Annotated in this window: 10 protein-coding genes and 3 tRNA genes; 6 read left to right on the forward strand and 7 right to left on the reverse strand. The window is 63.3% G+C overall.

Annotated elements, in window-relative coordinates; all coding sequences use genetic code 11:
• Positions 1-473: 473 nt before the first annotated feature.
• Positions 474-854, forward strand: coding sequence for a helix-turn-helix domain-containing protein (locus tag SOX55_RS10530; RefSeq protein WP_325287412.1), 381 nt, complete (start codon positions 474-476; stop codon positions 852-854).
• Positions 855-1,004: 150 nt separating this feature from the next.
• On the opposite strand, the gene SOX55_RS10535 is transcribed toward SOX55_RS10530, so the two are convergent.
• Positions 1,005-1,081 (reverse strand) — tRNA-Val (locus SOX55_RS10535).
• A gap of 133 nt (positions 1,082-1,214) precedes the next feature.
• Between SOX55_RS10535 and ymfI the strand changes: the two genes are divergently transcribed.
• The gene (gene ymfI, locus SOX55_RS10540) at positions 1,215-1,949 is read left to right on the forward strand and encodes an elongation factor P 5-aminopentanone reductase (RefSeq protein ID WP_325287413.1); all 735 of its coding nucleotides are present in this window, start codon (positions 1,215-1,217) and stop codon (positions 1,947-1,949) included.
• 31 nt (positions 1,950-1,980) lie between these two features.
• Here ymfI and SOX55_RS10545 read toward each other — a convergent pair whose 3' ends face one another.
• The 3 genes from SOX55_RS10545 to SOX55_RS10555 form a co-directional block, all read right to left on the reverse strand.
• Entirely contained in the window at positions 1,981-2,322 is a 342-nt protein-coding gene (locus SOX55_RS10545) for a S24 family peptidase (RefSeq protein ID WP_325287414.1), read from the reverse strand.
• A 65-nt stretch (positions 2,323-2,387) separates the two neighbouring features.
• Positions 2,388-2,472: transfer RNA gene (locus SOX55_RS10550), tRNA-Tyr, on the reverse strand.
• A gap of 9 nt (positions 2,473-2,481) precedes the next feature.
• A tRNA-Thr gene (locus SOX55_RS10555) sits at positions 2,482-2,557 on the reverse strand.
• A 164-nt stretch (positions 2,558-2,721) separates the two neighbouring features.
• Here SOX55_RS10555 and SOX55_RS10560 point away from each other — a divergent pair.
• Complete coding sequence (locus SOX55_RS10560) at positions 2,722-3,609, forward strand: YitT family protein (RefSeq protein ID WP_325287415.1); 888 nt, start codon at positions 2,722-2,724, stop codon at positions 3,607-3,609.
• A gap of 42 nt (positions 3,610-3,651) precedes the next feature.
• A complete protein-coding gene (locus SOX55_RS10565; protein ID WP_325287416.1) occupies positions 3,652-5,244 on the forward strand; it encodes a hypothetical protein in 1,593 nt (530 codons plus the stop codon).
• A gap of 137 nt (positions 5,245-5,381) precedes the next feature.
• Here the strand turns inward: SOX55_RS10565 and SOX55_RS10570 are convergent, their stop codons facing one another.
• A complete protein-coding gene (locus tag SOX55_RS10570) occupies positions 5,382-6,608 on the reverse strand; it encodes a bifunctional folylpolyglutamate synthase/dihydrofolate synthase (RefSeq protein ID WP_325287417.1) in 1,227 nt (408 codons plus the stop codon).
• 378 nt (positions 6,609-6,986) lie between these two features.
• Here SOX55_RS10570 and SOX55_RS10575 point away from each other — a divergent pair, with 378 nt between their 5' ends.
• Positions 6,987-8,180: an amidohydrolase gene (locus SOX55_RS10575; RefSeq protein WP_325287418.1), complete on the forward strand. Its 1,194-nt coding sequence runs from the start codon at positions 6,987-6,989 to the stop codon at positions 8,178-8,180.
• A 37-nt stretch (positions 8,181-8,217) separates the two neighbouring features.
• Positions 8,218-9,630: a YfcC family protein gene (locus SOX55_RS10580; RefSeq protein ID WP_325287419.1), complete on the forward strand. Its 1,413-nt coding sequence runs from the start codon at positions 8,218-8,220 to the stop codon at positions 9,628-9,630.
• Positions 9,631-9,676: 46 nt separating this feature from the next.
• Here SOX55_RS10580 and SOX55_RS10585 read toward each other — a convergent pair whose 3' ends face one another.
• Complete coding sequence (locus tag SOX55_RS10585; RefSeq protein WP_325287420.1) at positions 9,677-10,696, reverse strand: aldose epimerase family protein; 1,020 nt, start codon at positions 10,694-10,696, stop codon at positions 9,677-9,679.
• Positions 10,697-10,711: 15 nt separating this feature from the next.
• On the reverse strand, positions 10,712-12,205 hold the full coding sequence (gene galT, locus SOX55_RS10590; RefSeq protein WP_325287421.1) for a UDP-glucose--hexose-1-phosphate uridylyltransferase: 1,494 nt from the start codon (positions 12,203-12,205) through the stop codon (positions 10,712-10,714).
• Positions 12,206-12,212: the final 7 nt, after the last annotated feature.

A 12,212-nucleotide genomic window follows, 5' to 3' on the forward strand; every position in this document is an offset into this window, starting at 1 on the left:
GCGTTCAGGCCCCTGTTAGAATAAGGGGCCTTAGCAACGCAGCCGCAGCAGTCAACAAATGCCTATGACTGCGACTACACCGCATCCTGATCGTTCTGGCATTTGCGGGAAGTCTGGCAAAGGCGTTGATCAAAACGGACTGGTGGGCTGGATCAGCTGCACAGCTGCGCACGAACCCCGGCACTTGCGGCAGCCTGTCCAGCGGCGTTTCGGGGGTACGCTGCAAACCTCGCCGGACCTGCCGGGAGTATGCGAACCGGCGCCGAGTCCCGTATCGTTGTTCCTTTGCGTCGCAGCCGATACGGGACTCGACGCGCTCTCGCATCTCCTTGCGGCAGCCTGCAATCCTATTTCAACTATAATTATAGCTGTTTCTGCTCTGTAAATAGTATCATTTACTCTCTTGGATTGTCAAGCAAAATGTGCTATAAATATAGCAGAATCTACAAATAAGCAAGGAGGGAAAACGTCATATGGAAAAGAAGCCAAAACCCAGCCAGGCAAACAAATACGTCGATGCATTTCAAAAGGGCATGGACATCGGCAAGGACATGAACGAAGCGCGAGTGGAACAGCGGCAGATCGTAGCAAAACGGGTGAAAACCCTCCGCATGGAAAAGGGAATCTCTCAGGAAAAATTCAGTGATATGATTCACGCGAATGTGCTGACGTACCGGGGCTACGAAAACTGCAAGAGCGATATTCCGCTTTTCTATCTGGTCAGGATTGCCGATCAGCTGGAAACCTCTCTGGACTATCTGGCGGGACGCACAGAAGCGAAAGACACCGTGACCTTGGAGCAGCGTGTGGAGCGTCTGGAAGAAATCGTGCTTAAAGGCTCTGAAACGCAATAAAAAAAAGCACCCCCCGCACGGGCTAAAGCCGTCCGTGCGGGAAGTGCTTTTTTTGCAACTTTTCCGGGCATTTGGAAAGTTTTGCCTATTCAGTTTTCCGGCAAAATGACGAAAAGCCTTGAACCAGTTACGGTTCAAGGCTTTCAGTTCTGGTGGACGATACAGGACTCGAACCTGTGACCCCCTGCACGTCAAGCAGGTGCTCTAGCCAGCTGAGCTAATCGTCCGGAGCGGAACACGTTTATAATACACGCCTCATTGCACTTTGTCAACAGTTTTCTTTGCTTTTTCCCCGGTTTTTTGTTATACTGCTTTCAGCACATCTGCGCGCCCCCGGGGCGCGGGAACAGGAGGCTCCTTATGGCGGGATCTGCGCTGGTCACCGGCTCCTCCCGGGGCATCGGGCGAGCCATTGCGAAGGAACTGGCCCGGGAGGGCTGGGACGTTTGCGTCAACTACATTAAACATCAGGCGGAGGCGGAAGCCCTGACGGAGGAACTGCGGGCCATGGGCCGCCGGTGCATCGCGGTTCAGGCGGACGTGGCGGACGAGGCCGCCTGCCGGGCCATGGTGCGCCAGGCGGAAACCAGGCTGGGGCCGGTGGAGCTGCTGGTGAACAACGCCGGCATCTCCTACGCGGGGCTGTTTCAGGACCTCAGCGCCGCCGACTGGGACCGGTGCCTGGCAGTGAACCTCACCGGCGCCCGGAACATGGTGCAGGCGGTTCTGCCCCACATGCTGGACATCAAGGCCGGAGCCATTGTCAACATCAGCTCCATCTGGGGGCTGCGGGGCGCCTCCTGCGAGGTGGCCTACGCCTGCTCCAAGGCCGGCATCGTGGCCCTGACCCGGTCATTGGCCATGGAGCTGGCCCCCTCCCACATCCGGGTCAACGCGGTGGCTCCCGGCTGCATCGAAACGGACATGGTGCGGGTGCTGGGGGAGGACACCGTCCGCTCCCTCATTGAGGAGACGCCTCTGGGCCGTCTGGGCCAACCGGAGGACATCGCCCACGCCGCGGCGTTTCTGGCGTCGGAAAAGGCGTCCTTCATCACCGGGCAGATTCTGACGGTGGACGGCGGCTTCATCGGATGACAAAACGCGGCAAGTCCTCTGACTTGCCGCGTTATTCCTTCCCCGGCAGGGGCTGGGCCGGCACCGCCGCCCGGCCCAGGCACACCAGGTCCCCCTGCTCCCCCGGCGGCACCAGCCGGTCCAGCCGGGAAAAGCGCCGGTTCAGCACAAACAGGTACACCATGCCCAGCGGGTCCCGGTAATACTGGCGGCACACCGCCTGGCCCCGCAGCAAAAACACACCCACGTCCCCCGGCCCCACCGGCCGGCTCTCCACGTACACAATCCCGCCCTCCGGCAGCAGCGGCGCCATGGTGCCGTCCGGCATCCGGAAGGCAAAGGTCTCTTTGCCCCGCCGGGGCACCATCTCCCAGTCCCTCTGTCTGTCCGCCATCCGCCGCGCCCCCTTCCGGTTCTGTTCTGAAAATCAAAGAGACACGGCCTTCCGGTCGTGTCTCTTGGTGGGGGAAGGTGGATTCGAACCACCGAAGTCAGTGACAACAGATTTACAGTCTGCCCCATTTGGCCGCTCTGGAATTCCCCCATATGAAATTGGAGCTGGTGGACGGATTCGAACCCCCGACCTGCTGATTACAAATCAGCTGCTCTACCGGCTGAGCTACACCAGCGTACCGGCAGCGTAGATTATATTAGCAGATGACCCCCGTTTTGTCAACAGCTTTTCCCGATTTTCTTTCGGTTTTTTCTTCGCCCCAAAGGCCCTTGCAGTCCCGCCGGTTTCTTCGTATAATGGTGCAAAGCGGATTGCACCGCCGCAGACTGGAGGTTGCTTATGATCTACACCACGCTGCACAACAAATGGCTTCGTCTTGTGATGGCCCTGTTCGGCGAACTGCTGGCCGCCGGAGCGGTGAGCCTGTTCATCGTGCCCCAGAACCTGTACACCGGCGGCCTGCTGGGCGCCTGCCAGATGTTCCGGACGCTGCTGCAGACCTACGGCGGCGTCTCCTTCGGCGCCCATGACATTGCCGGCACCCTGTATCTGCTGCTGAACATTCCCATTCTGCTGATGGCCTACAAAACGCTGGGCCGGGGTCTGGTGCTGCGGACGCTGATCTGCACCGTGGCCTATTCCGGCTTTTACAGCCTCATCCCCATTCCCGCCGCACCGATTATCGAGGACACCCTCACCTCCTGCCTGCTGGGCGGCATTCTCTGCGGCGTGGGCAGCGGGCTGGTGCTGACCTGCGGCTGCAGCGGCGGCGGGCTGGACATTGTGGGCCTGTGCCTTTCCAAGCGGGGCAGCCGGTTCACGGTGGGCAAGTTCAGCCTCAGCTTCAACGCGGTGCTCTACACCCTGTGCGCCATTCTGTTCAGCCCCACGGTGGCCATCTACTCCATTATTTACAACTATTTCAGCGCCATGGTGCTGGACCGCACCCACCAGCAGAACGTCAGCGTGCAGGCCATGATTTTCACCCACGGCGACCAGAAGGGCCTGGCCAAGTTCATCATCGACAAGCTGGGCCGGGGCGTCACCTACTGGGAGGGCGTGGGCGGCTACACCGGCGACAACGTCCACGTGCTGACGGTGTGCCTGTCCAAGTACGAGATTGAAGAGCTGCGCCACACGGTCCACACCATCGATCCCAACGCCTTCCTGGTGGTACAGGAGGGAGTTCAGATCGACGGCAACTTCGCCCGGAAGCTGGCGGAATAAGGACGCGGAACCGCCCCGGACGGCGGCAGGAGGCAAAACCGGATGGGCAGCAAATTCAGCAATCTGAACGTATACGGCGCGGACCCCGCCGCCGTGGAAGCGCTGTGTCCCGGGGCCGCTGTCCGGTCCCTGGCCGGGAATTGGGTCACCGCCGCCGGCGGGTATCCGGAATGGGGGACCGCCCAAAAAGAGGCGAAGCGACTCTCCAAGGCCCTGCCGTGCCCCGTGCTTTCCACAGAGTACTTCGATGACGACTATGTGGAGTTCGCCGTCTACCGCGGCGGCAAACGGACGGCGCGCCATGTCCCCGCCGGGTACGAGGGATTTCCCCGTTCCCCGGGGAAAAGCCGGGTTTGGGCGGAACAGCTGGGGCTGACGCAGGAGGCGGAAAGGATTCTGCGCACGGTTTTCAGGGAGACCAGTCCGGAGGCCAGTCTGCGGCTGATGGAATGCGTGCTGGGCTGTCCGCTGTGGGTGGACGCGGAGTCCATGGATTCTGCCGCCCCGCCCGGGCAGGCATATCTGACCGCGTATCTGGAGCGGAAGAACGCCGAAAAAAAGATCAGGAACGCCACCAGGCTGGTATTGCTGGACGAGGTGGAGGGCGACTTCCACTGGCGTCTGACGGAGCCCTTTGTGCGGAATGAATACCGGGGCGGCATCCGGTCCTTCTGGGGCATCCGGGACGGCGCTTTGTGGAAGCTGTTTGAAAAGGCGGTTCCGGGGCGGCCGGATGACTCCCGCCTGCAGTGCCGGGGGGAAGACGCGTCTTTGCTGACGTTTATGGAACCGGGGCCGGAAACGTGCCGGGAGACCGCCTATGTGCTGACCGACGCGGGGGAGACGCTGGAAACCTTCGACGCGGGCAGCCCCATGCTGCTTTCCGGAGGGTTTCTGGATCGGGACCGGATGTTTCTGGAGGGCGTCTGCCGGAATATCCGGACCCACGAAAACGAGTGGGACATGGAAACCGGGCAGACCGCCTACGGGATTGCTCCCCCCTGCCGCCTTGCCGGCGGGCAGCTGGCCACGGTATATGACCTTCCCGGAAATCCGCCGAAAGGGCGTCTTGCCGTCATGCAGCCGGACGGCTCCGGCCGGGTCACCGCGGAGCTTCCCACGTTCCGGCACTGGAAATACCCGGCGGCATATGGGGACAATCTGCTCCTGGGCTGCGGCAGCCGGCTGATCTGCTATGGGCCCTCTCTGGAAAAGCTGTGGAGCGTGGAGCTGGGCGAAGACGTGGGTCAGCTGGGGAAGCCGTTTCCGGACATCGGAGCTGAAACGCTCTATTTCTCCACCTACCGCCGGATCACCGCGTTTGACCTGAAAAAACGGCAGATCCGGGCGGTCCGCCCCCTCGCCGACGGCGAGGACTGCTATCTCTCCGGCGTACTGCCCGGCACAGGCCCCATCGTGCTCACCGGGGACTCCTCCATTCAGGTATGGAATCCGGACCTGACCCCCGTTTCGCGGCACCGGACGAAAGGCGCCATCGGGGAAATTCTGCACCGGGACGGACGGGTGTATATCCTGGCCAACGTCCGCGCCGACGTCACCATCAGACGGTCCGGCGCCGGCTGGGAGGCAGTGCCGGTAAAGCAGGGCCGCCTGCGCCTCTATGAATTGATCTGAAGCCGGAATCCCGGGCTGTCCGGTACAACCAAAAACGCCAGGCTGCGCCGCAGCCTGGCGTTTTCCTTTCCGTGGGCGCCTGTCTGTTGTTCGGGCGCCTGTTTTGATTCCCAGCAGACCGCGCCGCGGCCTCATTGTTATCCGCGGCGGTCTTTCTCCTTCAGAACCGCCTGCTCCGCCTCGCCCAGGAAGGACAACGAGCCGAAAATGATGACAGCGTCCTCTTTTCCCGCCAGGGCCAGGGCCTTCGCGACGCCCTCGGCCACGCTTCCCGCCGATTCCGCGGAGGGATTCACCTCCGCCACCGCGCGGCACAGCTCCTCCGCCGGCAAAGCCCGGGGATTGTTGGGGGTCTCCACAGTGATGATATGCTCCGCCAGGGGCGCCGTCAGGGCGATGACCTGCCGGTAGTCCTTGTCCCGGAACATGCCCTGGACAAAATACAGCTTCTTCCCGGGGAAATACAGCTCCAGGGACCGGCGCAGCTCCTCCGCCGCGCCGGGATTGTGGGCGCCGTCCAGCACCACCGCCGGGTCCGACCGCAGCAGGGTGAACCGGCCCCGCCAGCGGGTGTCCCGCAGGCCCCGGCGCACCTGCTCCTCGGAGAGGGCATAGCCCAGCTCCCGCAGGGACTCCACCGCCTCCAGCGCCAGGGCGGCGTTCAGCAGCTGATAGCTGCCCGCCAGGCAGATTTCCACGTTCTTCCAGTTTCTGTAGGAGAACACCTGCCGCGCCACGCCGTACTCCGCGCCCGTGATCTGCCCCGGGTCCACCGTCCGGCAGACGCAGTCCTGCTGCCGGCAGACCTCCGCGATCACCCGGGCCGCCTCCGGCTGCTGGCAGGCGGAGGCCACACGGGTATGGGGCTTGATGATGCCGGCTTTCTGGCGGGCGATCTTCTCCAGGGTGTCCCCCAGCACGTCCATGTGGTCCATGCTGATGGAGGCGATGACCTCCAGCACGGTGGTGGTGATGACGTTGGTGGCGTCAGTGAGGCCGCCCATGCCGGTCTCCAGGGTGACAATGTCACAGCCCCGCTCCCGGAAATACAGGAAGGCCAGGGCCGTCTCGATCTCAAACACGGTGGGGCCGCTGAGGCCGTCGGCCCTCATGGCCTCCGCCGCGGCGGCGATGGCCGTCACGTGGCGGGCCAGGGCCTCCCGCTCGATATACGCCCCGTCCACCTGGATCCGCTCCCGGTAGGAAAACAGCGTCGGGGAGATGTAGCGCCCCGTCCGGTATCCCGCGCCGGTCAGAATGGTTGAGAGGTATGCCAGCACCGATCCCTTGCCATTGGTTCCGGAAATGTGGATGAACTTCAGATCGTTCTGGGGATTGCCGAGCCGGTGCAGCAGCTCTGTCATACTCTCCAGGCCAAGTACACTTCCGTATTTGGACACCCGGTCCAAATATACTCTTGCTTCCGCGTAATTCATATGGCTCCTTATCCGGGACTACCGCGGTGTCCCTTTCGTGATGTGCAGTCATTATACCGGATTCCGCCGGGCTTCTCAACCGTTTTCGCCGGAATTTTCCATCCGGAGCGCAATACATTATATATATGTGTAACCCGCCGCGCCCGTCCGCCTCCGGCCGGCTGGAAAATTTTTGGTGAAATTTTACCGAATTATCTGATTTTCTTGTGAAAACAGTCCATTGACTTTTGCGTATTATCTGATTATCATATGAAAGTGCAGGAGGCGGATTGCCTCCTGTCACTTCGGAAACAGGAGGGGATTTTTTTGGAAGCACGGAAGACAGACGGTTTTTTGATCGACGCTGTGAAGCGACACCATCCCACAGCCATTGCCCTCAGCGACGACCTGTACGCCCATCCCGAGCTGCCGGATCAGGAATTCCGCTCCAGCCGGAAGATTGTGGAGCTGCTGCGCGAGGCGGGCTACACGGTGGAATACCCCTATCTGGGCTACGAGACCGGTTTCCGGGCGGTGCTGGACAACGGGGACGGCCCCTCCGCCGCCATTCTGGTGGAGTATGACGCCCTGCCCGGTCTGGGCCACGCCTGCGGCCACAACGCCCACTGCGCCATGTCCGTTCTGGCGGCGCTGGCGCTGGCGGACGTGAAGGACCGCTTTCCCGGAAAGCTGTATGTGGTGGGCACCCCCGCCGAGGAGGAAAACGGCGCCAAGGTGGGCATGGCCCGGCAGGGCGTGTTCGACGGCATGTCCCTGGCCATGATGATCCACAGCTGGAGCGGCGGGAAGCACGTGCCCGACATGGACGTGCTGAGCCTCCAGTGCTATCTGGTGGAGTTCCGGGGCGTGTCCGCCCATGCCGCCGCCGGACCCTGGAACGGCCACAACGCCCTGTCCGCCGCCCGGAAGTTTCTGGACCTGATCGACGCCCGGCGGGAGTGCTTCACCTCCGACATCCGGGTCAACGGCGTCATTACCGACGGCGGCAAGTACCCCAACATTCTGCCGGACCGGGCGGAGGTCCGTCTGGAGTACCGCACCGGCTCCCAGGGGAAGATGCGGCTCATGGACGATATCGTCAAAAAATGCGCCAGAGGCGCGGCCCTGGCGCTGGACTGCGAGGTCAGCTTCACGGAGGGCTTCGAGGGCTTCTCCGACATGGTGTGCGTCCCCGCCCTGGAGCAGGAGGTCCGGGCGGTGCTGGAGGGCATGGACGAGCCCTGTCTCCCCTCCCTGCCGGCCAGCGGGTCCTCCGACGTGGGTAACGTCAGCTATCACTGCCCCACCATTCAGCCGCTGATCAGCCTGTGCGACGCCCCCTACGCCCTCCACACCCCGGAGTTCCGGGAGGAGACGGTGAAGGAACCCGCCCACCGGGCCATCGCCACCGGCGGCACGCTGATCGCCAGCCTCATCTACCGGACCCTGACCGACGAAGAATTCCGCCGGAGGGTCTATGAATCCTATCAGGCCCAGCGGGAGGAAAAACTGAATTCCTGACCCGTCACCCAGTTCTGTATACAAGGAGGAAATCATTATGGGAAACACACTTCAGCAAAAGAAAAAGAAGTTCGGCCTGCCCCACATCTACGGGCTGCTGTTCATCATCATCGTCATCTGCACCATTCTCACCTGGATTCTGCCTGCCGGCGCCTTTGACCGGGCCGTCAACGAGGCCACCGGCCGCACCGTGGCGGTGGCCGGTACATACCACGCCGTGGAGTCCAGTCCCGTGGGGCCCTTCCAGATGCTCCAGTGCATCTACAACGGCTTCTGTGACGCCAGCAGCGTCATCTTCTTCGTGTTCATCGCCTACGCCTCCATCAACATCATGATCTCCAGCGGCGCCTTCAACGGTCTGGTGGCCGCGCTGCTGAAGGTGTTCAAGGGCAAGGCCCGTGTGGCCATCATCCCCATCTTCCTGACCATTGTGGGCCTGTGCTCCTCCACCATCGGCCTGTTTGAGGAGTGGTTCCCCTTCATCCCCGTGTTCGCGGGCATCGCCGTGGCCATGGGCTTCGACGCCGTGGTGGGCTGCGCCATTGTGGCCGTGGGCGCCGGCCTGGGCTACTCCGGCGCCATGATGAACCCCTTCACCGTGGGCGTGGCCCAGGGCATCGCCGAGGTGCCCCTCATGTCCGGCATGGGCTACCGGCTGTTCTGCCACCTGGTCATGATCGCGGTGGCCTCCGTGCTGCTGTGCCGCTATGCCCTGAAGGTTCAGGCGAACCCCACCAAGAGCCTGGTGTACGGCGATGACACCGGCATCACCATGAGCGAGGAGGAGGTTCAGAACGCCCCCTTCGGCATCCGGGAAAAGCTGGTGCTGACCATTCTGCTGCTGGGCGTCGTGGTGGTGATCTACGGCTGCAAGACCTACGGCTGGTACTTCGCGGAGCTGTCCGCCATCTTCATGATCATGGGCATTCTCAGCGCCATTGTCATGGGCTGGGGTCTGGACACCATCTGCAAGAAGTATGAGGCGGGCTTTACCGCCGTGGCCATGGCCTGCATGATGATCGGTCTTGCCCGGGGCATTCTGATGGTGCTCCAGGCCGGCAACATCATCGACACCGTGGTGTACTACCTGTCCCTGCCCCTGTCCGCCTTCCCCGCGGCCCTGTCCGGCGTGGCCATGCTGGTGATGCAGACCATTCTGAACTTCCTGATCCCCTCCGGCTCCGGTCAGGCGGCCACCTCCATGCCCATCATGGCCCCCCTGTCCGACCTGCTGGGCCTGCAGCGGGATGTGGCGGTGCTGGCCTTCCAGTTCGGCGACGGCCTGTCCAACATCGTGTGGCCCACCGGCTTCGCCGCCATCATGGCGGGCATGGCCGGCGTCAAGGTGGAGAAATGGTGGAAGTTCATCATTCCCATCTTCGGCTGGCTGTTCCTGACCCAGGCGGTTCTGATGATCCTGGCCGTGGTCACCGGCTTCGGCGCCTATTGACCAATCCGAAAAATCACCCCCAGAGGAAACCTCCGGGGGTGATTTTTCATTTCACGGAAAAACGGTAGGCGGTGACGGACCGGAAGGGCGTTCCCGGCCGCACCACGCTGTCCGGGAAGGCGGGGTGGTTCACGGCGTCGGGGAAGTGCTGGGTCTCCAGGCACACGGCGTGGCCGAAGCCGTAGACGGCGCCGTTCTTGCCCCGGCGCTCCGTCAGGCTGCCGGAGGAGTAGCACTGAACCCCCTCCATGGTGGTACTCAGGGTCATGGCGATGCCGGTGCGGGGGCAGTACAGCTCCGCCACGGGGCCTTCCACGCCCCGGATGTCATAGTTGAAATCGTAGCCGAAGCCGCCGGCGGGGATCACCCGCCGCAGCCGCTCCTCCGTCAGCACCGTGGGGTTCCGGAGGTCCTTCTCCGTTTCCTCCACCGGGGCCAGCTCCCCGGTGGGCACATGGCCCGGCCCGGTGGGGGTGAACTGCCCGGCGCGGATGGTCAGCACGTGGTCCGTCACCATGCCGCCGGCCTGGCCCGCCAGGTTGAAATAGGCGTGGTTGGTGAGATTCACCGGCGTGGGGGCCGCGGCCTCCGCCTGATAGGCGATCACCAGCGCCGCGCCCTCCAGGGTATAGGTGACGGTGACGGTCAGCGCCCCGGGGTAGCCCTCCTCCCCATCGGGGGAGACATAGGTGAAGGTGACGCTGCCCTCGTCACAGCGCCAGTCCCACAGCTTCCTGTAAAAGCCCACGGCGCCGCCGTGGAGCTGGTTCTCCCCGGCGTTGGCGGTGACGCGGTACTCCTTTCCTTCCAGGGTGAACCGGGCGCCGCCGATGCGGTTGGCACAGCGGCCCACCACGCCGCCCAGGCACCCGTCATTGTCCCGGTACTCCCGCAGGGTGTCATAGCCCAGGCACACGTCGGTCCACTTCCCGTCCCGGTCCCGGACCCACAGCGCCCGGACCGCCGCGCCGAAGGGCAGCAGCTCCACCGCCGCGTCGCCGTTTGACAGGGTGATCACCGGCACGTCCCGGCCATCCAGCTGTCCAAATTCCCGAATCCGAATCATACGCCGCTTCCTTTCTCAGCCCACGCTGGCGATAAACCGCCGGAAGGCCGCCCGGCCCTCCGGGGTGCACTTGTAGACGCCGGCGTGCTCCAGCACCTGAGCGAACACCCGGCCCACCTCGGTTTTCAGAATGTCCATAGCGTTGTCCGCCGTAAAGGCATAGCGGGTTTTCAGCTCCTCCGCCCAGTCCGCGTGCTTCTCCAGATGGCCGATGCTCCGGATGTCCCGGCCCTCAATGAGAGCGGCGGCCAGGTCCTCCAGCTCCGTTTTCAGCCGGGCAGGCAGCACCGCCAGGCCCATCACCTCAATGAGGCCGATATTCTCCTTCTTGATGTGGTGCAGCTCCTGGTGGGGGTGGTACACGCCCAGGGGGTACTCCTCCGTGGTCAGGTTGTTCCGCAGCACCAGGTCCAGCTCGTACTGCCCGTCCCGCATCCGGGCGATGGGGGTGATGGTGTTGTGAGGCTCCCCCGCCGTCTCGGCGAAGATGAAGGCGTCCGCGTCGGTGTAGCCCCGCCAGGCCCGCAGGATTCTGTCCGCCAGCTCCACCAGCCGCTCGTCGTCGCCGCAGCGGAGCCGGATGACGGACATGGGCCACTTCACGATGCCCGCCTCCACGTCACCGAAGCCGGAGAAGGAGACAGTTTCTTCCAGAGGGGCCTTTTCCATGGCGAAGGTGTAGCGGCCGCCCTGGAAGTGGTCATGGCTGAGGATGGAGCCGCCCACAATGGGCAGGTCCGCGTTGCTGCCCACGAAGTAGTGGGGGAACCGCTGAATGAAGTCCAGCTGCTTGCGGAAGGTGGCCCGGTCAATCTTCATGGGCACGTGCTGTCCGTTGAACACGATGCAGTGCTCGTTGTAGTACACATAGGGGGAATACTGGAAGAACCAGTCCTCCTGATTGATGGTGATGGGGATGATGCGGTGGTTCTGGCGGGCGGGGTGGTTCACCCGGCCCATGTACCCCTCGTTCTCCCGGCACAGCTGGCACCTGGGATAGCCGCTCTGGGGGGCCAGCTTGGCGGCGGCGATGGCCTTGGGGTCCTTCTCCGGCTTGGACAGGTTGATGGTGATGTCCAGATCGCCGTAGGGGGTGGCCGCGATCCACTTCACGTCCTTCCGGATGCGGTCCCGGCGGATGTAGTTGGTGTCCTGGCTGAATCCGTAATACCAGTCGGTGGCCGATTCCGGGTTCTCCCGGTACAGCGTCTCAAACTTCCGGATCACCTCCGAGGGCCGGGGCGTCAGGATACCCATCAGCTTCGTGTCCAGCAGGTCCCGGCTGGTGACGCCGCCGTCAATGAGGCCCCGGGCCTCCGCCCAGTCCAGAATGGCGGTCAGAATGTCCTCCAGGGGCACGCCGGCGGGCACCGCCGCCGGCTCCTCCCAGCTGTCCAGGCCCAGGGCCTGGCACAGGCTGTTCACCGCCCAGACGAAGTCCGCCTGCTCAATCAGTCCCCTGTCAACGGCATAGGCGGCCAGGGCGGCCACGCTCTCGTGAATGTTCATGTTCCGT

Source organism: Dysosmobacter sp., assembly GCF_034093755.1.
Taxonomy (GTDB): Bacteria; Bacillota; Clostridia; order Oscillospirales; family Oscillospiraceae; genus Oscillibacter.